Origin of the sequence: Fibrobacter intestinalis, assembly GCF_900167415.1 — a bacterium.
Lineage (GTDB): Bacteria > Fibrobacterota > Fibrobacteria > Fibrobacterales > Fibrobacteraceae > Hallerella > Hallerella intestinalis.
Window position 1 is genome coordinate 104,318 of the sequence record NZ_FUWU01000002.1, and the last position, 20,005, is coordinate 124,322.

The window sequence follows — 20,005 nt, forward strand, 5'->3', positions numbered from 1 at the left end:
GCGATGCTTGTTTCGGCGATTGTTGCGGTTTCGGAAAATAATGTGATTGGTAAGGAGGGGCATTTGCCGTGGCATTTGTCGCAGGATTTAAAACGCTTCAAGGCGATAACTTCGGGGCATTCCGTTTTGCTTGGACGCAAAAATTATGAAGACATTGGGCGCCCCTTGCCGAACCGCACGAATTATGTGCTGACGCGGAATGAAAACTTTGAAGCGCCGGGCTGCGTTGTTTGCACGAGCTTGGATGCGGCGGTGGCCGCTGCGAAAGAAAGCGGGGAATCGGAACTTTTTGTGATAGGCGGGGCGGAGATTTACCGGGCGGCAATGCCGCTGGTGGCAAAGCTTTATTTGACCCGGGTTCATGCGCAGATAAACGGCGACGTGGAAATGCCGCCTTGGGGTTCAGGTTGGAAAATGCTGAGTGAAGAATTTTGTGAAAAAGGCGAAAGGGACGATTTTTCTTGCACTTTTCAAGTGCTTGTCCGGTAGGGTGGCTAGTTTTTAGTAGTTAGTGAGCCTGTCGAAAATCCGCCGCCCTTTGCTATCCTCCCCGTACAAATTCAATCGCTTCATCCAGTTTGCGAAAACGCCGGATGTCGATTTTAGAGGATTTGGAGACTTTGGACGAAGCCGGAAGAAGAATGTGTTCAAAACCGAGCCTTTCCGCTTCTTTTACCCGCAGGTCGGTCTGGCTGACGGAGCGAATCTCCCCCGAAAGACCGAGTTCGCCGATGACAATCGTTTTGGGCGGGAGCGTGATGCCCAGATGGTTGCAGACGATGGCGAGCGCAATGGCCAAATCCGTCCCGGTGTCGTTGATTTTGAGCCCGCCGGCGATGCTTGCGAAAACGTCGGAGTTGCCGATGGGAATGCCGCCGAATTTGTCGAGGAGCGCCAGAATGATGGTCAGACGTTTGGGGTCGATTCCAGCGGCGACCCGTTGCGCGACGGCGTAATTCGTTTGATTTACTAGGGCTTGCGTTTCAAAAAGCATGGCGCGAGAACCTTCGATGGTGCAGCTGACGACGCTGCCGGGCGAGTTCATGTTCGTGGCGTCAAGAAATATCTTGCTCGGGTTGGTCACGCTGACAAGCCCGCCGGAAGTCATTTCGAATACGCCGATTTCATCCGTTGCGCCGAAGCGGTTTTTGATGGTACGCAATATGCGGTATTGATTGTTGCGGTCGCCTTCAAAATAGGCGACGGTATCGACCATGTGTTCTAGAATCCGGGGGCCAGCGATTTGCCCGTCCTTGGTCACGTGCCCGATGAGGATGGTAATGCAATTTGCATTTTTGGCGAACACCATTAGGGAAAGAGTGCTTTCTCGCAGCTGGGAAACGCTGCCCGGCGTTCCCGGCAGTTCGGCGTTGTAAATGGTCTGGATGGAGTCGATTACCATAATTTCCGGTTCAATGGCTCTTGCTTTTTCCAAAATCCTATCCAAGTTGGTTTCGCAAAGGAGCATCAAGTCGCTGCCGGAAACTCCCAACCGTTCGCTGCGCAATTTGACTTGGACCGCGCTTTCTTCGCCGCTGACATAAAGCGCTTTGACTCCAGCGCTTGCCATAGTCGCCATGGTTTGCAGCACCAGCGTGGATTTGCCGATTCCCGGATCGCCGCCGATAAGCACCAAAGAGCCGGGAGCAAAGCCGCCGCCGAGAGTTCTGTCAAATTCGGGGCTGGCGGAACTGAGTCTTTGGGTCGCGGTGGTCTGGATGTCGGCTAGTCGGCGGGGAATTCCCGCTGTTCCATCTTTGTCCAAAGAATTGCGGCCAAGTCCTCGCCGGGTGGATTTGTTTTCGGCGGCTCTTTCGACGAGAGTACTCCAGCTTCCGCAATTCGGGCATTTTCCCGCCCATTTTGGGGTGATTTCGCCACATTCGGTGCAGACAAATTCTGTTTCGGCTTTCATTGGCTACTCCATAAAAATCGGGTTTAAAATAAAAAACTGCCACTGTATTTAAGTGACAGCTTTTGTCGAAATTTGAAAAGACTAGTTTTCAATGCCGGCTGCTTGATCCGCAGTCTTGCGACGGCGTTTCTTCTTTTTCGGCTGGTCCGAAGAACCGCTCTTCTTTTCTACGGTGACGCTTGCCGCTTTTTCGCCTAGCTTGGTGAATCCGTATTGACGAGGTTCAAAGCCGTCCGGGAATTTGGTCTTGGCGTCGTAGATGACCTTTTTAGCGGTGAATTTTTCAATGTGCGCGTTGGAAAGGTCCGCTCCGCTGAAGTCCACGTTTTCCATTTTGGTGTCCGCGTCGAACTTTACGTTTTGCATATTGGCGTTGAGGAATGTCACGTTGTCCAGCTTGGCTCCGGAGAAGTTTACGCCGGTCAAGTTGGCAAGGTCGAAGCTCGTGCGGCTGACCGTGGAGTTCGAGAAATTCGCTTTGGTCAAGTCGGCGTTGTCAAAGATGTCTTTGAAAACATAAGTGCCGTCAAAGATGGACTTTTGCATGATGGCTCCGCGGAAAATGCTCTTGCTCGCTTCGCCGTCAAAGAAGGAGACCTTGTTCATTTTGGCCTTTTCAAAGTTGCTCTTGGTGACGACGCCCTTGTCGAAGATGACTCCGGAAAGATCCTGGTTGGCGAATTCCATGTTCTTCAGGTTGGACTGGGCGAAAGAAGCCTTTTGAATTTGGGCTTTGGAAAGATCCACGTCGTTGAAATCCGTCAAGGAAAGGTCGGCACTCTGCATATTGACGTTGATGAACTTGGCTCCGCCGAAATCCGCCTTGGAAAGACCGGCCTTGGTGAAGTTTACGCCGTTGAGTTCCACACCGCTGAAGTCGGCGTTGATCAGGTTGCAGGCGGTGAAATCCGTTTTGACGATAGTCGCTCCGCTCAAGTTGGCAGCACCCATCAGGGAACGGGAGAAGTTGGTGTTGGTCAGGTCGGCATCGCTGAAATCCGCCTGGGTCAAGTCCACGTCGATGACGGAAGCGTTTTTCAGGTTGGCGTCGCTGAAGTCTGCCTGATCGGAAACTTTCATCGCGTCGAGCCGGGCGTTTTCCAAATTCGATTTCGGGAATTTGGAGTCCAGCAGGGTCGCCCTGTAAAGGTTGGCTTCTTTCAGGGAAGCGCCTTTAAAGTTTGCGCCGCGCAGGTCTGCGCCGGAAAGAATCGCTTTGTCCAGATTGGCGTCGCGGAAATCCGGATCGTTCATCACAGAGTTTTGGAAGTGGACTTCTTGCAATTTGGCTTCGCGGAAAGAAACGGGAGAATGCGTTGCATTGGAGCCGGTGAAGTCGGTGACGTTCTTAACAGCCTTTGCGTTTTTAAAATTGAATCCGTCAATATTCTTACTGCGGAAAGAGACGTTGATATCCTTATTGCTCCAGTCGGTTTGCTGGGCAAATGCGCCAGTGGCCATGGAGGCGAGCAAAAGAACACCGAACTTGGAAGTCAAATTGAGGTGCATATTCATTCTGTATCCCTTTTTAAGAGTCTAGTCAAAATTTTGATAGACCTAAAATAAATTAAAAAATGCCCTTTGGATAAAAAAAAGATTAGATGTTTCCATAAAAAAGCTATTTTGGGGGGCATGGCAAGTTATTTGAAGGAAAAATACGATGTAATTGTGTGCGGTGCGGGCCCTGCGGGGCTTTATGCTGCGAATACCCTTCAAAAAAGAGCCGGAAAACGAATTTCCGTCTTGCTGCTGGACAGAAAATCGCCGTGGAAAGAGCCCGTTTCCTGCGCGGAAGCGGTTTCCCGCAAGATATTTTCGCGCTACTGGAAGCCGAATGAAGATTGGGTCCGGGAACATTTGGACGGCGTGTATTTTACGTCTCCGGACATGACGCGGGTGGAATTTCGCCAGCCGGATTGCGGGCTGATTTTGGACAGGGCCGCTTTTCACCGGGAGATGGCGGAAAAAGCCCAGGAACTCGGCGCGGAATGCCATTTTGAAAATGTCGTGGAAAAGATTTCCCGTTCAGAGGATGGACTTTGGAATGTCGTCGTTCGCCACAAGGATTCTTCTGTAACCCTGCAAACGAGAACGGTTATCGATGCGACGGGACCCGGGGCGAAGATCACTCGGGGAATTTCGGAACTCGCGGAATTGGAAACCGGCGATTTCGATGTGGAACCGGCGGTTTTTGCCCTTGTGGAAGGCATCCCGCACGATGTTCAGCATATTGAACTGCTTTTTGGACATCGTTTTTTCCCTGGCGGATACGGGTGGGTCTTTCCGCGCGACGGCAAGGTGGCCAATGTCGGGCTTGTGAACGGTCGGGAATTTGTGAAGAGCCACCCGCCGAAAGCGACTTTGGATGCGTTTATTCGAGAAGCGTATCCGGATGCGAAAATCCTTTCTTACCACGGCGGAGCGATTCCCTGTGGCCAATCCCTGCGGCCTGTGGCCGCTTGCGGGCTTTTTAAGGCGGGGGATTCGGCGAGCACGGTGAACCCCATCAGTCGGTCCGGAATTGTGGAAGCACTCAAAAGCGGAAAAATCGCGGCGGAGTGCGCTCTGGAATGGCTTGCCGCTGATACGGACGAGCAACGCCGAGAAATTGAAAAAAGCACCCTCTCCCGCTGGATGAAAATCCAGGGCAAGTCGCACTTGAATTTTCACCGGGGAAAGGCCGGTTTCGGGCGCATTTCCGACAGGCAGCTGGACAGGGCTGCGCACCGCCTGGCTTCGATTCCGGCGGAAAAACGGACGCTTTTCCGGATTTTTTGGACGGTTCTTTCGTCGTCCCCCACGATTTTGTGGAAATTGCGCTCTTTCTTTTTTTAGGTCTGGGAAATGAAAAGCATTCAAGAAGTGGAACAGGATATTCGGAACGTCTTTGCGAAATTTACGTCACCGGACGACAAGTGGTCTTATCTGCTGCGCTTGGCCAGGGAACATCCCGGAATGGATGCGAAGCTCAAAGAAGAAAAATTTCTGGTCAAAGGCTGCGCTTCCCGGATGTTTCTTGTTCCGGAGTTCCAAGAAGGGCGGCTGCGCTTGCACATGGATACGGAAGTCGGGGCGGACAATCCTTTGATAAGCCGCGGGCTGGGCGCTCTCGCCCTGAAGATTTACGATAACCGCACACCGGCGGAAATTCTGGCCTCGGATCCGGAGTTCTTTCAAAAAATCGGTTTGCAGCAGGGGCTTTCGCCGACGCGATCCAACGGCTTTGCGAGCCTCTTGAAACAAATTTACCTGTATGCGGAAGTTTTCAAGGCACTTTCCGCGCGGGGCAATTCATAGGAGTCATCATGCTGAGTTTTCAAAATATTATGGGCGGAAAAAATCCGTTGGACGATCCGGAAGACGACGAGAATTTGGATGGAGAAAAGAAAAAGCCCGAGCCGACGCAAATTGTCAGCTGGCAGGACGCTCTGGTGATTTTGGTGATTATCGCGGCGATAGTCGGCGGATACCAGTATTACCAATACACCAAAAGGGAGAGCGAAGAAATTTTTGCCCGTTGCGCGCTTCTTTACGACGGCGGGGATCTGGTCGCTGCCCGGGATTGTTACGAAAGTACGTGGGACTTGAGCTACGCGCCTGCGGACAAGGACAGCTTGCGGGTCGTGCGCCTGGGGGAGATTGAAGATATCAAGGTGGCTCAGGAATTTGTTCTGGAAACCGTGCAGGCGGCTCTTTCGGCTGGCGATTCGGCGAAGGCTATCGAAGAGGCTCAAAAAATGACGTCGCCGCTGCTTCTGTCGGAAGAGGATGCTGGGCTGTGGAAAGAAATTTCCGGGTCGCTTGCCGTTTTGCGTTCTGAAACTTCCGAGTCTCCGTCCGATTCGCTTTCGCGTTAAAGAGGGCGGCTTGTTTTGAAACGGCGGGAATTCACCCGTCGTTTTTTCTTTTGGAGACCTCGATGACGCGGGTTTCGTCGTCGGCGATGGAAATCGAAATTTTGTGGGTCAGGAGTTCTTCGCTGTCCAGGCGTTCCGGCCATTCGATCAGGGTCACGCCTTTTTGCGATGCGTAATAGTCGATGCCGATTTCTTCCAGATCCGCATGAGGCGGCAACCTGTATAAGTCCAGATGATAAATGGGAAGAGAAAGGTTCGGGTATTCGTGGACAATCGTGTAAGTGGGGGAGTTCACTTGGCCCGTAAACCCCAGTCCTCGGCAGATTCCCCGGCTGATGACGGTTTTCCCTGCGCCGAGGGTTCCGAAAAGAGCGATGACGGATCCTTGCGCGAGGGTCTTTGCAAAATTTTCCGCCCAGGCAAGAGTCTCGGCTTCGCTGCGGTTTTTCCGCGTTTCGTAAACGGCAAATTCTTTCATAGCTTATCCCGAAATTGCTCGTAGGTAAAACGGTGAACCCATTTGAATTTGCCTTCTTGCGTCCAGATGCCGATGCTCGGGTGCGGAACGCCGTTGAAAAATGTCGTTTTGACCATCGTGTAGTGAATCATGTCGAAAAATACGATGCGGTCGCCGACTTGCAGCGGGGAATCGAAAGAATAGTCGCCGATGACGTCTCCTGCGAGACAAGTATCGCCGCCAAGACGGTAGTCGTATTTTTTTTCGCCGGGGTTGCCGGCTCCGATAACGGTGGGACGGTAGGGCATTTCCAGGCAGTCCGGCATGTGCGCGCTCACGGAGACGTTCAGAATGGCGATTTCCTTTTCGTTGCGTACGATGTCTTCGACGCTGGCGACCAGCTCTCCGGTTTGCCAACCGACGGCTTCTCCCGGTTCCAGCACGATTTCGATTCCCGGGTAGCGCTTGTGGAAATCCCGGAGGATGCGGATCAGGCGTTCTACATCGTAGTCTTCTCGCGTGATGTGGTGCCCGCCGCCAAAATTGACCCATTTCATTTGGGGAATCCACTGGCCGAACCGCGCTTCAAAATTCTGGAGAACGGCTTCCAGCGCGTCGGCGTTCTGTTCGCACAGGGCGTGAAAATGCAGGCCTTCAATGCCGTCGAGTTCTTCGGGCCGGAATTCTTTTTGCGTGACCCCTAAGCGGGAAAATCTGCCGCAAGGATTGTAAAGATCGGTTTCTACGGTGGAAAATTCCGGATTGACCCGGATTCCCGGACTGACGTGCGCCGCCAGGGTTTGGCTTTTGTAACGCTTCCATTGGCTGAAACTGTTGAAAGTGATGTGGTCGGCGAGGCGGAGGATCTCTTCGATTTCTTCGCTTCCATAGACCGGTGCAAAGACGTGCACTTCTTTTCCCATTTCATTTTTGGCGAGCTTTGCTTCGTTTAAACTGGATGCCGTCGCTCCAGCGAGATACTTTCCCACGAGCGGGAATGTGCTCCACATGCTGAACCCTTTGAGCGCGCAGATGATTTTGACTTCGGCTTCTTGTTCTACCCGTTGAAGGATTTGGAGATTGCGGATAAGGCGACTTTCTTCTAATACGTAACAAGGACTGGGGACTTGGGAATAATCGATCATGGTTCAAATTTACTTTTTACTAGATTTCACTCCAAGAGAGGTTTTCTTTTGAATCGAATTTGTCGCAATCTTCTTGTTCTTATCGGCTTTACAGGCGTAGCGCTGGCTGCGCCCATGGAAAAAGCTCCCGTTTCGTCGTCTTCTGCCGCTTTGCCCTTGAAAGCCGGCACTGCCGCGTCCTCTTCGTCTGCGACGCTGATGCGTGGGCTGGGGGATTTCGGCAAGGCCATCGAAGCGAAAATGGATTCCATTTCGGCATCGCTTTCCAGTGCCAAAGCGTCCAATTCCGATAGCATTGCCAAGGTGAAGGCGGACAGCGTTCGCTCGGCGATTCAGGCGGGCAGCTATGTGCCGCGCGCCCAGTATGACAAGAGCAATTTCGATTCTTGGAAAATCGATACGGTGTATCAGAAATCGATGAAGGAACGGGTGGCAGGAACGTGGCGCACGCCGATTCTTTCCCACGGTCACGCTTTTCGGGATGCGGAACTCAACTTCTTGGGCAACGATACCATTTTGGGAACGACCCGCACCTATTCGGATTCTGGCCGTTACCAGATGACGGGCGAATATACCTATCGGGCGCGTTACCGTTTTGACAACGATTCCACCATCGTCACCCGGGAAGTGTTCAAGGATCGCGGTGTCGTCCGTTGGGATTTTATCCATTTCCGGATTCAAGACGAAAAATTTCTTTACCATCTGGTCAAAATCGAATTCCGGGACTTGAACGACAACTGGCTGAATGCGCTCCAGGGTTTTGACAAGGTCGAACCGGAAGTCTATCTGCGGGTGAAGGACGGAAATGCTGCCGGGCCTAAGTCCGTTTTGAATGTCAACGACAAATAGCTCCCCTTTGATGTGGCGGACTCGGTGCGGTTTTTTCATTCTGGCTGTGCTGGTCTGCCTGTTTGGATTCATAACGATTTTTTGGGGGCCTTCGGCGTTCTCGTTTCGGGAAGTGCTTTTGGCATTGGGAGGGCGCGGGGACGTTGTTGTCCATGATGTCGTCTGGCAAATTCGTTTTCCCAAAGCTGTAGCGGCGTGTTTGGCCGGAGCGTCCCTTTCGGTTTCGGGACTGGTTCTGCAAAGCGTTTTTAAAAATCCATTGGCGGGACCGTTTGTGTTGGGAGTGAGTTCCGGGGCCAATTTGGGCGTGGCTCTGGTTTTGCTTGCCGGTGTGGGCGCGTCTTGGGGGCTTGTGCCTTGTGCGACGCTGGGAGCTTTTGGCGTTATCCTTTTGGTGTTGCTGGCGGCCAGATATGTTTCCCGTTCGGTTTCGCTTTTGATTGTCGGATTGATGATCGGTTATTTCGTCGATGCGCTGGTTTCTTTTTGGATGGCGACGAGTTCTTCGGAAGCATTGCGCGGTTTTATTACTTGGGGACTGGGCTCTTTTTCTCGATTGTCGTTGGAGAAGGTTCCGGCGTTTGCTGCGTTTGCGCTTGCCGGTTTGCTTTTGTGCTGTTTTCAAATCCGCTACTTGAATGCGGCGCAAGTGGGTGAAATGTTTGCGGAGTCTTTGGGCGTGAATGTCCGGGTTTCGCGGACGGTCGCTCTGTTGGGAGCGAGCTTGCTTGCGGCTTCGGCAACGGTTTATTGCGGCCCTGTCGGTTTTATCGGGCTGGCGTCTCCGCATATCGCCTTTGGCATTTTCCGCACTTCCAATCATCGGGTGCTTTTGCCGGCTTCGGCTCTGGTCGGCGTTTTGCTGTCTTTGGTTTCTGGCTTGATTCCGGGCATTCCGCTGTCGAGCCTGACGAGCCTTTTTGGTGCTCCCATCGTACTCTGGATTTTTTTGCGTTCTCACCGCGGCGGGGAATATGGCTGAAACGGTTTTAGAAGCGAAGAATCTTTCTGTCGGTTATGGAATGCCGCTTTTTCCCCAGGCGTCTCTGGATTTGCAGGCGGGAGAATTGGTCTCGCTTGTCGGTCCGAATGGCTCGGGGAAAAGTACGCTTTTGAAAACCTTTGCCGGACTTTTGACGCCTTGTTCGGGGACGATTCGTTTGTGCGGGATGGTGATGGAAAAAATGGCGAAGAGAAAAAGGGCGCAGTTGGTCGCTTCGGTCTTTACCCATGAGCGCGCGCCGTTTGGCATGACCGTCCGGGAATTTATTTCCCTGGGGCGTATTCCTTTTTCGGGAATCTTTGACCAGCGAACGGAAGGCGATGAACTCGCTGTCGATGACGCTTTGGCGAATACGGAGCTGACGGATTTTGCGAATCGCCGAGTGGCGGCCCTTTCGGATGGCGAACGCTCTCGGGTTTTGGTGGCGCGAGCGATGGCGTCCCATCCGAAGCTCTTGCTTTTGGACGAACCGACCGCCTTTTTGGATGTCCCTCATATTTTGTCGCTCTTCCATTTTTTGCGGGAATTCGCTGAAAAAAAACAAACGGCCATTCTGCTTTCGACGCACCATTTGGACTATGCGTTTCGTTTTTCGCACCGCGTCATCGCTTTGGACGGAAAGGGTGGAATCGGCGAAGGCTTTTTGCCTAAAATGCAGGAAGCAGGACTTCTTTCTTGGGCGAAGGAATAGAAAGGCAATTTCATTTTTAGAGGTGGTCAAAATGAAAAATCGAACTTCTGCGCGTTTGCTTTGCGTTTGGATTTGTGCATTTGGGCTTTTGGCGTGCGCCAGCTTGCCGGGAAAAAGGGAAAATTCTGAACGGCATTTTTTGTGGATGGCGGAAAAAAGCGGGCAGCGGACCGTGTGGCTTTTGGGCAGCATTCATTTGGCGGATTCGTCTTTCTATCCGTTGCCCGCGATACTGGATTCGGCGTTGGATGCTTCGACCTTGGTGGCTGCGGAACTGGACATTAACAAGTCCGAAACGGTACAAAAAACGGGAATGCTGATGGCGGAAAAAGGAGCGCTTCCCGCAGGAACGTTTTTAAAAGACGTGTTGCCGGATTCTTTGCTGAATCGGGTGGATTCGCTTTTGGCGGCGTGGAAAATCCCGAAAGAAATCATGGCCCCGTTCCGCCCGTGGATGGTCGCCCTCTCCCTTTCGGCTTTAGCGATAGAGCGTTCCGGGCTTTCCGGCGATTTTGGAATCGATCAGGAAATTCTCGCCCGAGCCGAAGATTTGGGAAAGAAAATTTTTGCGTTGGAAACCCCCGAAGAGCAGATTGGCATCTTTTCAAACGCCGAAGATTCTTTGGGAATCGAATATCTGCAATCGACGCTGAATGAAATTTTGGAGGCGGATTCTTTTGTGCGGGATATGGCGACGGCGTGGAAAACGGGCGACGTGGAAAAGATGCGCCGCCTTTTGGATTCGGATTCGTCGGAATCGGCGTATGAAGAAGAGCTTTATGTCAAACGGAATGTGCGCATGGCGAATGCTGCGGATTCCCTCGCGGCTTTGGGCGAAGAGCCTTTTATCGTCGTCGGCTGCGCGCATCTGGTCGGTTCCGGGGATAATGTTTTAAGGCTTTTGGAAAAGAAAGGCTACCGGATTCGGCAGAAGTAAGGGATTTCCCATAACCGCCGAAAGCAAAACGGAATCCCCGGAGGCTCCGATATTCCCTGCGGATTCGGAGCTGCTTTATATATATTTTACGGAAAAATCGCAAACGGAGCAAACCATGTCGCAGCCAAAATGCAAAACGATGACCTTGGAAGAGCGCAAAGCGCGCGTTGCAGAATTAGCCCGGCTCTTCAACGAGAACAAAACCTATTATCTTTCTAAAGAATTTAACGAAGCCAACTGCCGTGGACAATTCATCGACGTGCTTTTGGAGTGCCTCGGCTGGGACGTGAAAAACGAAAAGGGCGCCCGCCCGGACAAGCGGGAAGTCATCCCCGAAGACCGCGTGACCATCGACAACCGCACCAAACACCCGGACTATTCCCTCTGTTTCGGGGGCATCAAAAAAATCTACGTGGAAGCCAAGCAGCCCAGCGTGGACCTGAAAAAGGACCCCGCCCCCGCCTTGCAAGTGCGCCGCTACGCCTATACCTCCAAAATGCCCATCGCCATCCTCACGGACTTCCAGGAATTCGCCGTTTACGACACGCGCATCAAGCCCAACTCCAAGGACACCGCCGGCACGGCGCGCATCGGATATTACACCTTCGAAGAATACGCCGAAAAATTTGAAGAGCTTTACAACCGCTTCAGCTACGAAGCCGTGGATCTGGGCAAGTTCGACACCTATTTTGAAAGCGCGAAAGACAAAAAGGGGACGGCCAGCGTGGACGACGACATCCTTTCCATGATAGAACGTTGGCGACTTCTCCTTGCCGAAGACATCGCGCTCCACAACGCCGAAATCGACGAATACAATCTCACCTCCAGCGTCCAGAAAATCATCGACCGCATCCTCTTCTTGCGCATCTGCGAAGACAAGGAAATCGAAGAATACGACGCTCTAGGAAAAATCGCCCGGAGCAAAAACGGCATTTACCTCCGGCTCCAAAAACTTTTCGACGCAGCGGACAAAAAATTCAACTCCGGCCTTTTCGCCAAGGACTCTTTTACCGACAGCCTCGCCATTCAGGACAAAACCCTCGAAAGCATCGTCGGCGAACTTTACTACCCCAAATGCCCATACGAGTTCAGCGTCCTTCCCGTGGAAATCCTGGGCTCGATTTACGAACGCTTCCTCGGCAAAATCATCCGCTTCAGCCGAAAGACGAAAAACGGACACAGCGTGGAAGTCGTTGAAAAGCCCGAAGTGCAAAAAGCCGGCGGCGTGTATTACACACCCACCTACATCGTGAATTACATCGTGGAAAACACCATCGGCAAAAAAATCGCCGGACGCACTCCCGAGCAGATCGCGAAAATGCGTTTCGTGGACCCCGCTTGCGGCTCGGGGAGCTTTCTCATCGGCGCTTACCAATATCTTCTTGCTTACCACCTTGACTACTACGACAGCGACAAAAACCGCGCCAAGGCCGAAAAATCGGGAATCATTTACAAAGACGCGGCGACCCTTGCGTACAAACTCTCCGTCGAAGAAAAAAAGCGCATCCTTTTGAACAACATCTACGGCGTGGACATCGACGCGCAGGCGGTGGAAGTCACCAAACTCTCGCTCTTCCTCAAGCTGCTCGAAAACGAAGGCAAGGCCCTCTCCCAAAGCGGCATGGGCGAAATGTTCCGCTCTTCGGATCTTGCGCAAAACAAAATCCTCCCCGACATGCGGGAAAACATCAAGTGCGGCAACTCGCTCATCGGAAGCGACTTCTACGCCGACAAAAACCTTCTGGACTTTTGCATGGAAGAGCAAAGAAAGGTGAACGCCTTCGACTGGGAAAAGGAATTTCCCCAAGTATTTACGGACGGGGGAAGCCTCCCCCTCGCGAAAGCCAAAGCGTCTTTCGCTACCCCCTCTGCGGGGACACCCCGCAACGCCCCGAAAAAAACGCGGGCTGGCGGATTCGACTGCGTCATCGGCAACCCGCCGTATGTGAGAGCCGAAAGTTTACCACAAGCCGACATTGATTATTACAAAAATTCATACAAAGTCTTCAATCCGTCGGGAGATTTGTTTTCGTATTTTTATGAAAAAGGTCTCAACTTATTAAATTCGGACGGCTTGTTTGGCTTTATTTCCAATGCGTTTGACAAAACGGCGGCGGGGCAAACGTTAAGAGCGTACTTGTCAGAAAATTATTCGCTTTTGGATTACGTTGACTTTAAGGACGTCCAAATATTCAAAGGAGCAACGACATATCCTGTAATCATCACTATCCGCAAAAAGAAAAATCCTAAAAACAAGTTTTTGTATCGCAAAATTCCTCGTGAAAAACAGGACAATAATATTGAAATAAAATCCGTGGAGGCACAGATAATAACGCAAAAAAACATTCTGCCGGAATCATGGAGTTTCATAAGCGACGAGTATGTTTCCGTGCTGAATAAAATCAAATCGTTCCCAAGCGTCGCTTCGGTTTACGGAAAATGTTACTATGGCGTGAAAACAGGATTAAATGGTGCATTCTTCATCGACGAGGAAACAAAAAGCGCGCTTGTCACAGCCGATTCAAATTCACAGGAACTTATCAAGCCAGTTTTTGAAGGCGCAGATTTGTCAAAATGGTATAGCCAGCCCATTGAAAAATATCTCATCTGCGCCCACAACGGCTATGGCAATGTCGAAGCGGTTAACGTCAAAAATTTTCCTGCAATAAAGGCGCACTTGGATAAATTCAATCCGAAACTTTCAAAACGCTGCGACCAAGGCAAAACACCGTATAATTTAAGAAACTGCGCATATCAGGCACTGTTTTACGAACCAAAAATTGTCTGGGGAAATCTACAGAACACAAACAAATTTTCGTTCGATGAAACAGGAAGTTGCATTTCCGCTCCCGCTTGTATGCTGCCAACAAACGACAAGTCGTTGCTTTGCATCCTCAACAGCAAAATCGTCTGGCTTTTTTTGACAAGTATCTGCGTAGTGCGAAACGGCGGCTATATCGAAGTAAAACCGCAATACTTCGAGCAAATCCCTCTTCCCACCGCCACGCCCGAACAGCAGCAAACTCTCGCCGCCCTCGCCGACCAGATGCTTGCCGCGCACAGGCAGCTTGCTTCCGCCAAGTCCGACGCCGACAAGAAAACGCTCCAGCAGCGCATCGCCATTTTGGATGCGCAAATCAATGCGTTGGTCTATGCCCTCTACGGCCTTTCCTCCGAAGAAATCGCCGTCGTGGAAAAAGCCGGGAAATGATGGTATAAATCATGCCACCGATGAAGAAATGACAAACGGATTTGTTCGCAACTAACGTTGCTCACTCGCATGAAAAAGGTGAATCCCGTTAGGGCTGAACAAATCCGTGTGTTTAAAACTTTTGTTTTTCGGCGAGGCGAAGTTTTACTGCTGACAGAAAGTTCGCCGTCGTGGAAGGCGCATAAGCCGATTTTAGGCGAGGCATCCCTGCGCTCATCCCTGCGGCCCTCCCGTCATTGCGAGGCGCGATAGCGGCCCATGAGTCTTAGGAGCTTTGCTCCTTTAGACGAATTGTGCAAAGCCGTGGCAATCATGACTGCGGTACGTCATTGCGAGGAGCAGAGCGACGAAGCAATCCTGTCAGCGTGAAAAGGATTGCTTCTACACATAGAGGATAACTCCACTAAGTCAATAAATTGACAAGTGTCGTATAACCCCTGCGGGGTTCGCAATGACGGAGCACCAGCATTCACCCGAGGAACGTTCGTTCCAACGCCCGTCATTGCGAGCAAAGCGAAGCAATCTTGTCTGCGTGAAAAGGATTGCTTCACCCCTGCGGGGTTCGCAATGACGGAAAAAACGTTCTCCACGACACCCCTCGTCACAACGACGAGTCTCAATAAGCTCGGCAAATTCCAGCCCGCCCGTTTTTTGGGGGAAAATTTTTCCCAAAAGTATTTTTGGCGATTTCGCTTTGTTTTAAAAACATTGAAAAATCGTTCAGACAGCCCGTGGGCAGACGGAAAAATGCTCAAAAATTGTCAGCGAGTTCATGGGCAGACGGAAAAACGCTCAAACACAATGGCGGAGCAATCCTTGCCGGCATCCCGTCATTGCGAGCAAGGCCCCATAAGCCTTGGAAGCTCTGCTTCCTTTAGGCGAATTGTCCCTTTCAGGGATACTTCAACTATGGAATCGGAGATTCCAAGTTTCAGGGATGCGCAGCCGAAGCAATCTGTGCTGGCACCCCGTCATTGCGAGGAACGTAGCGACGTGGCAATCTTGTCTGCGTGAAAGGATTGCTTCATCCCTCCGGGGTTAGCAATGACGGAAAAACGTTCGCCAAGACAACTGTAGCCGTTTTCACGTGCAAACAGGCCGAAACTTTTTGCTGTGGTTAAATTTTCACATGAAAACGAGCCATTTGGGCTTGGATGCGGAGCTTTTATGGAGAATTGCCGTTTGCGTAAACTTGTTGAAAATTTTAGGGAATTATATACAAATTTCCACGAAAGGCTCGCAATTAAAATTTTTTAATCACTAACCTTTAACCCAAACGCGAATCGCAGAGTAAAACTTCTCACCAAACCTTTCGATTTACGCAAATCTTTGTATTTGGTAATTTTTCTCGCAGATAATTCAGCACTTGCAATATTCGTTTTCGAATAAATCTTTGTAAAACAACATTCTTAACGCGAGGAAAATAATCTATCACTCCGACAATTTTATCACAATGCTGCAATTGTTTAACAATCGCTTGGACCTCTTTTTCAAGATTTGCTTTAAGAAGTTCGCTTATCTGAATTTTACGAACATAGCATTTTTGGTCGAATAATTCCCGTGCATAACGATAATCAAGAATACTCCGATATTTCCTTTCAATAGTGAACTTGGTTTCGACAATTTCCTTTCTGTCCCAAAACACACCTAATAGTTTGTATGTGCTTTTCATCTTATGCGCTCCGCTTATATTTCTTGCTCAGTTTGTGATAATCGCCGTACACGCGGTAATCGATGCCCATCATATTGAGTTTTTCTAAAGCAGCCTCATCTTCTGGACCGTAAACAACAAATTTAGAAGGTATTACTCGTAAGGCACTTGAGATAAAACGAAAATCTTGCAGATTTTCTTTCGAACATCCGAGAAATCCCGCCGACCACATAACTCCCTTTGGTAGAGCGTCAAGATTTTCTGCTGAACGGGCATTGCCAGTCCGGAGGTTGGCCACAATCTTCACCCCGTTTACGGCGAGTACGGCCATAAATAATTGATGCAGCAGCATAATTGCATTTTGCCATTCTTCATCCATATCGCTGGTGACCGTTATGTCGATGGCAACCACTCCTAAAAACCGCTTGTATTCTACGATTTCTTTAAGCACACTTTTAAGCCTAGGATAAATGCGTTTATCCCCGCAGTAAAAGCAAAGCAGAGTCTTTTGAGGAGCCGTTACAAGGCTACTTTTGCGGAAATCGTACGGCACGACAAGTTCTGGATATTCATCCAAGAATATTTCTTTCTTCAGCAAAGGAAAGCCCTTGCTGCTGAATTTTACGCCCATGCCATTCAAATACCGAATGTATTCTTCGGCTATTTTCAGCAAATCAATGAGATTTTTAACCATTTTTCAAAACCTTTAAGATGGGGAGTTCTTGATAATGAACTCCTGCTTGATTTTACTTGCCGAATTTGCTATCTTAAAGATTCCTCAGCCTTGTTTGGATAGCTGATATTCAGCAAGCGATTTGCCGGAGGCGGCTGCTACCGTCTTCCGGCATTTTTATTTGCTCTTCCATTTTTTCAGTACACTCTCGCACTCCTCCTTGGGTAGGCAATGATTCGTTTCCAAAATATCTTCCAAAAATTCAGCCGCTTGCGAATAGTCCAAAACCTTCTTTCTAGCCATACCTTCAAAGACTTGTAGCAGATTGTACACCTTGGGCACATATTGCTTCGCAATATTCAAAAAATTCCAATCGCTAGATAAGATTACGCAGTCATTTTTCTTTGCATAGAAAATAATAGAACTCTCGGTATAAGTCAGTTTGTTTGATAAGGATTCATGAAAAGAGAGAACGTCATCGGCCAACGAATCTTCTAGGTCGACAATATTTAGTTTGTTAAAGTTCCTTATTCTGTTAAAAACCTCCGAAACTACAACTTTTTTCAATTCTCTCAATACACCATCTATTGTGCAGAAATCGCATTCCATAGAAAGCATAGCCTTCAGCGAACATACGGAAAGCATATCGCGAATTAAATTCGCGTCTATGAGAATGCGTTTTTTCATTAGAATGCAAATGTCCTTGCGACGAAATCAATGTCTTTTCCAAGTAGAGCAGCCGCCTTTGAAATCGTGATTAGTCCTTTTTCCAAAGCAACGCCAATGAGGCGGAACAGCTTATCGGAATGTTCTTCGTGCCAACATGATTGTTCAACAAGCGCTTTATAACTAGGTTTTTGATTCTTGTGAATTCGATAACCGGCATAGCGATTTTCGGTTATGATTTTGCATTCTTTCATTTTATGCATTATGGCATCAAATGAAATCCCAAATTCTTTTTGAATGGGGCGAATGTCATAGAAGGTGAAGTCTTTCTTGTCTGAGCCAAGAAGCTTCTTTAAGTTCGTTTCGGGGAGAAGCATTTCGCTCGCGAAACTATTGCAAATATTTTCAATTTCCCTTTGCGTCATGGACGAAGAGTCTATTTTCAGCAAAAGATGTCCCAATTCATGAAATGCGGTCAGCCGTTTTCTTTCTGGACAATCATTTTTTGCAAGTACTATTACAGGGTAAGTTTCGTTTATCCAGGCGCTCAACCCGTCAAAATCAGGTATTTCTTCCAATTCAATGACGACAATGCCGTGTTTTTCCAAAAGTTCAATGACATTACCGATGCATCCGTCTTTCAAATTCCATTCTTTTCTAAGGTTCTGGGCGGCATTTCTCGCATCGCCAATATTTGCTACATTGTATCTCTTAAATTTTTCCCCAGAACGCATCCCACATATTTCTTCTACTTCTATAAAACGCTCTATTAAGTTGAATGAAATTTGTTCAATCTTTTTTTCCATTTTTCCAGAAACACGTTCTTTCTTTCGAAAACGAACCGTTTCCATCTGGAATTTTAAAGGTCGAAGAAAATAGCCGCAAGGCAAATCAAGTGCATTTGCCAAAGCCGTCAAATGCGTAAGATTGGGCTTGAGCTCGCCCTTTTCAAACCTAGAAATCGTCATCTTAGTGACTGGCGGATCCATGCGTGAGCAGAGTTCGTCCATAGACCATCCCTTCATCAGACGGGCATTTTTCAACCTTGTGGCGAAATCAGTTAATGTAGGCATAGCAGATTCTCCGTGGCAGAAAAGCGTATGATGTTTAAAAGTTCGATTTCCACACCAGTGTTTAATTCTATTGCACGAGATGAAAACTCTAGCAATTTTTCATATATGGGTTTGAGTGTTTCTGAAACATCTCTCTGCAATCGTTCTTCAAGCCAAGTTTTCAGTTTTTTGCATTTGTCTGCATTAAGGAAATCAACATCGCCAATGTCAATCAACGCATTGCATAAATTGCAAACAGGGTCTATAAGGTCATCCAGTAGTAAATCCCAGTCTTCTCTAGCTACGTCGAAGCGATAAATTTCAACGCGACCATCGCGGTCTTTAGGAATTTCCGGCATATAACCATAATACTCTAGGTTATTTAAGTCTAGAAATAAAACAAACCACATTACATTTCCTCCTTGCGCTTATAATTCTATTACTACACCGGTTTTTAGTGCAATGGCTCTTGATGTATAGTCTAACAGCTTTTCATAAATCGGTCTGAAATTTTCTAGAAAATTTTTTTTTAAACGTTCTTCAAGCCAATCTTTGAGTTTTGCGCACTTATCAGCATCTAGAAATTCCACGTCACTGAAATCTATTAGCGTCTTGCACAACGCATCAACAGGATTGATAAAGTCTTCCTCGAAAGAATCCATATCTTTTTTTTCAATATCAAAAAAATATTCATCAATTCTCGGATCAGGCGGAAATGGAGTGTTCGGAATGTGACCATAGTAGGTTAAGCCCGTAAAATCAAGAATGAGAGTAAAACGCATTACATTTCCTCCTTGCGATTAAAGCTCGATTTCCACACCAGTGTTTAATTCTATTGCACGAGATGAAAACTCTAGCAATTTTTCATATATGGGTTTGAGTGTTTCCGAAACATCTCTCTGCAATCGTTCTTCAAGCCAACTTTTCAGTTTTTTGCATTTGTCTGCATTAAGGAAATCAACATCGCCAATATCAATCAACGCATTGCATAAATTGCACACAGGGTCTATAAAGTCATCTAGTAGTAAATCCCAGTCTTCTCTAGCTACGTCGAAGCGATAAATTTCAACGCGACCAGCGCGATCTTTAGGAATTTCCGGCATATAACCATAATACTCTAGGTTGTTTAAGTCAAGAAATAAAACAAACCACATTACATTTCCTCCTTGCGTTTGATTTTAAAATGAGTTCCATCTTTAGAATCTGTCAATGTCCCATCTAACATATAAAAAAGTCCGGTCTCTTTATTTTTTATTCGTAAATACCCTGCAACCATGTCGCACATCACAACGTTATCCGTCCCTTCGAAATAAAACTTATATCCCTTTTCATAGGCTTCCGCATTAGGGGCATACTGATTTACAATATCTATTATATTGACTTTTTCCTTCTTCCAGTTTTCGTTAAACCTTGCCTCTCTTGCTTTACTCCTATTATACCTTTCCTGATCCATTGGGCTAGATGGAACTTTCGTTTCGCAATAGTACTTCGAAGCCTCGGAGTATATCTCTTTTGCGTTAGACACTTTGGTCCTCCTCGATATGGAATGCGCCAGCATTCCGGTTAATATTTAACTTGCCAAAATGCTATCAAAGAGGGCCTCAGCCTTGCTTGAACAGCATAATCGGCAAAAAAACTACATTACGAATGACCGCTGCTACAGTCACCGAATGTTACAATTATACAAAACTTTTGTAGAATTGTATCGTAAATTCTCGTTTACGAAATAAAATTCTTTTGCCATGCCATGTTCTCGATGATATCTGATATTGCAAAACTGAAAACTTTCTGCGGCGGGTAATCTTCACGTAAAAACACGCCAAAACTTTCCGCGGCAGACAATTTTCACGTAAAAACACGCTGAAACTTTCCGCGGCGGTCAATTTTCACGTAAAAAC

At 48.5% G+C, this 20,005-nt stretch carries 21 protein-coding genes; 9 read left to right on the forward strand and 12 right to left on the reverse strand.

Annotated elements, in window-relative coordinates:
• Positions 1 to 3 precede the first annotated feature (3 nt).
• The gene (locus B5D40_RS01055) at positions 4 to 489 is read left to right on the forward strand and encodes a dihydrofolate reductase (RefSeq protein ID WP_078775396.1); all 486 of its coding nucleotides are present in this window, start codon (positions 4 to 6) and stop codon (positions 487 to 489) included.
• Between the two features lie 52 nt (positions 490 to 541).
• Here the strand turns inward: B5D40_RS01055 and radA are convergent, their stop codons facing one another.
• Together radA and B5D40_RS01065 are read right to left on the reverse strand one after the other, a co-directional pair.
• Positions 542 to 1,915: a DNA repair protein RadA gene (gene radA, locus B5D40_RS01060; protein WP_078775397.1), complete on the reverse strand. Its 1,374-nt coding sequence runs from the start codon at positions 1,913 to 1,915 to the stop codon at positions 542 to 544.
• Between the two features lie 81 nt (positions 1,916 to 1,996).
• Positions 1,997 to 3,430, reverse strand: coding sequence for a pentapeptide repeat-containing protein (locus B5D40_RS01065; protein WP_233134267.1), 1,434 nt, complete (start codon positions 3,428 to 3,430; stop codon positions 1,997 to 1,999).
• Between the two features lie 117 nt (positions 3,431 to 3,547).
• Here B5D40_RS01065 and B5D40_RS01070 point away from each other — a divergent pair, with 117 nt between their 5' ends.
• Genes B5D40_RS01070 through B5D40_RS01080 form a run of 3 tightly spaced genes read left to right on the forward strand, consistent with a single transcriptional unit; the run spans position 3,548 to position 5,772 of the window.
• On the forward strand, positions 3,548 to 4,750 hold the full coding sequence (locus B5D40_RS01070; RefSeq protein WP_078775420.1) for a geranylgeranyl reductase family protein: 1,203 nt from the start codon (positions 3,548 to 3,550) through the stop codon (positions 4,748 to 4,750).
• A gap of 9 nt (positions 4,751 to 4,759) precedes the next feature.
• Positions 4,760 to 5,212 (forward strand): SufE family protein, encoded by a 453-nt coding sequence (locus B5D40_RS01075; RefSeq protein WP_078775398.1) that lies wholly within the window; start codon positions 4,760 to 4,762, stop codon positions 5,210 to 5,212.
• Between the two features lie 8 nt (positions 5,213 to 5,220).
• Positions 5,221 to 5,772: a hypothetical protein gene (locus tag B5D40_RS01080; RefSeq protein WP_078775399.1), complete on the forward strand. Its 552-nt coding sequence runs from the start codon at positions 5,221 to 5,223 to the stop codon at positions 5,770 to 5,772.
• Positions 5,773 to 5,803: 31 nt separating this feature from the next.
• On the opposite strand, the gene tsaE is transcribed toward B5D40_RS01080, so the two are convergent.
• Both tsaE and nspC read right to left on the reverse strand, forming a co-directional pair.
• Entirely contained in the window at positions 5,804 to 6,250 is a 447-nt protein-coding gene (gene tsaE / locus B5D40_RS01085) for a tRNA (adenosine(37)-N6)-threonylcarbamoyltransferase complex ATPase subunit type 1 TsaE (RefSeq protein ID WP_078775400.1), read from the reverse strand.
• A complete protein-coding gene (gene nspC, locus B5D40_RS01090; protein ID WP_078775401.1) occupies positions 6,247 to 7,374 on the reverse strand; it encodes a carboxynorspermidine decarboxylase in 1,128 nt (375 codons plus the stop codon). Before nspC ends, tsaE begins: the two co-directional genes overlap by 4 nt.
• Positions 7,375 to 7,422: 48 nt before the next feature.
• Here nspC and B5D40_RS01095 point away from each other — a divergent pair, with 48 nt between their 5' ends.
• From B5D40_RS01095 to B5D40_RS01115, 5 genes are all read left to right on the forward strand, one after another.
• Positions 7,423 to 8,223 carry a hypothetical protein gene (locus B5D40_RS01095; RefSeq protein ID WP_078775402.1) on the forward strand — a complete coding sequence of 267 codons (801 nt, stop codon included), beginning with the start codon at positions 7,423 to 7,425 and terminating at the stop codon, positions 8,221 to 8,223.
• Positions 8,224 to 8,233: 10 nt separating this feature from the next.
• Positions 8,234 to 9,205 carry an iron ABC transporter permease gene (locus tag B5D40_RS01100; RefSeq protein WP_078775403.1) on the forward strand — a complete coding sequence of 324 codons (972 nt, stop codon included), beginning with the start codon at positions 8,234 to 8,236 and terminating at the stop codon, positions 9,203 to 9,205.
• Positions 9,198 to 9,917, forward strand: a complete 720-nt coding sequence (locus B5D40_RS01105) for an ABC transporter ATP-binding protein (RefSeq protein WP_078775404.1) — start codon at positions 9,198 to 9,200, stop codon at positions 9,915 to 9,917. Before B5D40_RS01100 ends, B5D40_RS01105 begins: the two co-directional genes overlap by 8 nt.
• 31 nt (positions 9,918 to 9,948) lie before the next feature.
• Positions 9,949 to 10,854 carry a TraB/GumN family protein gene (locus B5D40_RS01110; RefSeq protein WP_158222126.1) on the forward strand — a complete coding sequence of 302 codons (906 nt, stop codon included), beginning with the start codon at positions 9,949 to 9,951 and terminating at the stop codon, positions 10,852 to 10,854.
• Positions 10,855 to 10,969: 115 nt separating this feature from the next.
• Entirely contained in the window at positions 10,970 to 14,065 is a 3,096-nt protein-coding gene (locus B5D40_RS01115; RefSeq protein WP_078775406.1) for an Eco57I restriction-modification methylase domain-containing protein, read from the forward strand.
• Between the two features lie 1,300 nt (positions 14,066 to 15,365).
• Here the strand turns inward: B5D40_RS01115 and B5D40_RS01125 are convergent.
• From B5D40_RS01125 to B5D40_RS01160, 8 genes are all read right to left on the reverse strand, one after another.
• Complete coding sequence (locus B5D40_RS01125) at positions 15,366 to 15,737, reverse strand: hypothetical protein (protein WP_073302949.1); 372 nt, start codon at positions 15,735 to 15,737, stop codon at positions 15,366 to 15,368.
• Position 15,738: 1 nt separating this feature from the next.
• Positions 15,739 to 16,410 (reverse strand): DUF4417 domain-containing protein, encoded by a 672-nt coding sequence (locus tag B5D40_RS01130; RefSeq protein WP_073302951.1) that lies wholly within the window; start codon positions 16,408 to 16,410, stop codon positions 15,739 to 15,741.
• Between the two features lie 156 nt (positions 16,411 to 16,566).
• Positions 16,567 to 17,076 (reverse strand): hypothetical protein, encoded by a 510-nt coding sequence (locus tag B5D40_RS01135; RefSeq protein WP_073302953.1) that lies wholly within the window; start codon positions 17,074 to 17,076, stop codon positions 16,567 to 16,569.
• Entirely contained in the window at positions 17,076 to 18,128 is a 1,053-nt protein-coding gene (locus tag B5D40_RS01140) for a helix-turn-helix domain-containing protein (protein WP_078775408.1), read from the reverse strand. Before B5D40_RS01140 ends, B5D40_RS01135 begins: the two co-directional genes overlap by 1 nt.
• Entirely contained in the window at positions 18,116 to 18,517 is a 402-nt protein-coding gene (locus tag B5D40_RS01145; protein ID WP_078775409.1) for a hypothetical protein, read from the reverse strand. The genes B5D40_RS01140 and B5D40_RS01145 overlap by 13 nt, the downstream gene beginning before the upstream one ends.
• Positions 18,518 to 18,535: 18 nt before the next feature.
• Positions 18,536 to 18,889: a hypothetical protein gene (locus tag B5D40_RS01150; protein WP_078775410.1), complete on the reverse strand. Its 354-nt coding sequence runs from the start codon at positions 18,887 to 18,889 to the stop codon at positions 18,536 to 18,538.
• 18 nt (positions 18,890 to 18,907) lie between these two features.
• Complete coding sequence (locus tag B5D40_RS01155) at positions 18,908 to 19,261, reverse strand: hypothetical protein (protein WP_078775411.1); 354 nt, start codon at positions 19,259 to 19,261, stop codon at positions 18,908 to 18,910.
• Positions 19,261 to 19,632 carry a hypothetical protein gene (locus tag B5D40_RS01160; protein ID WP_143394414.1) on the reverse strand — a complete coding sequence of 124 codons (372 nt, stop codon included), beginning with the start codon at positions 19,630 to 19,632 and terminating at the stop codon, positions 19,261 to 19,263. Before B5D40_RS01160 ends, B5D40_RS01155 begins: the two co-directional genes overlap by 1 nt.
• Positions 19,633 to 20,005: the final 373 nt, after the last annotated feature.